This window comes from Kitasatospora sp. NPDC059803, assembly GCF_042732255.1.
GTDB lineage: Bacteria > Actinomycetota > Actinomycetes > Streptomycetales > Streptomycetaceae > Kitasatospora.
In genome coordinates, this window is the sequence record NZ_JBHWIJ010000315.1 from 1 (window position 1) to 992 (window position 992).

The 992-nt window shown below is 75.5% G+C and carries 1 protein-coding gene; it reads right to left on the reverse strand.

From position 1 onward, the window contains the following. Positions 1–157: 157 nt before the first annotated feature. Positions 158–826: a heme oxygenase (biliverdin-producing) gene (locus tag ACFV6I_RS33380; RefSeq protein ID WP_063348257.1), complete on the reverse strand. Its 669-nt coding sequence runs from the start codon at positions 824–826 to the stop codon at positions 158–160. Between the last annotated feature and the right edge of the window lie 166 nt (positions 827–992).

Below are 992 nucleotides of genomic sequence, written 5' to 3' on the forward strand. Positions count from 1 at the left end.
GCGCGGCGGCGCGCGCCCGCCCCGGGGGGGGCGCCCCGCCCGCGGGCGCGGTCCCTCCCGCACCCCCGCCGCGCCGCCGCCCGCCCCCGCCCCACATCCCCCCCCCGGGGGCCGGTCCGTTGGCGCACCCGGGTGGGTGCGCCCTACGGGGAAACGTTCAGGCGCTCAGCGGGTAGCGCGCGTCCAGGTCCCGGAAGACCGCGCCGTTGAGCACGAAGGCCCGCTTGCACTCCTCGACCACCCGGCGCCGCTCCACCTCGTCCATCGCCAGCCCGGCCGCGTCCAGTCGGGCCCGGTAGTCGCGCTTGAAGGCGGCCGGGTTGTCGACCTCCTCGAAGACGTAGAACCGCACGCCGTCGCCCTTGCGCTCGAAGCCCCAGGTCTTCTCGGCGATGCCGCGGATGATCTGACCGCCGGACAGGTCGCCCAGGTAGCGGGTGTAGTGGTGCGCGATGTACCCGGCCGGCCACGTCTCGGCCAGTTCCTCCACCCGCGCGACGTACGCGGCGGTGGCGGGCAGCGGCGCCAGGCCGTCCTGCCAGTCCGGCCCGCGCAGGTGCGCCAGGTCGCGCTCGATGGCGGCGGTGCGCAGCAGCGCCCGGTCGATGAAGGGCCCGGCGAGCGGGTGCTCCGCCAGGTGTCCGGCGCGGCTCTCCAGGGCCCGGTAGACGTACCAGAGCTGGCCGGTGAGGTCGGCGTAGGCCTCGATGCCGAGCCGTCCGCCCAGCAGGTGGCTCATGAACGAGGACTGTTCCGCGGCCTCGTGCTCCTCGCTGCTGGCGGTGCGGAGCGCGGTGGAGAACGGGACGGGCTCGGGCGTGGGCATGCGGCCTCCAGGATCGGATTCGGCCCCGATTGTTTTGGTTAGCCTAACCTAACAAGCCGTCGTGGCGCCAAGGGGTCGGGAAAAAGGGCGCGCCCCGCCCCCGACACCGCGCAAGGCCGGGGCCCCGGGCGAAAAACCGGCACCCGCCCCGCCGCGGCCCCCCCCC

Excerpts from the sequence above, each read along its gene's own strand:
- ACFV6I_RS33380 (WP_063348257.1), bottom strand. The coding sequence starts at position 826 with ATGCCCACGCCCGAGCCCGTCCCGTTCTCCACCGCGCTCCGCACCGCC.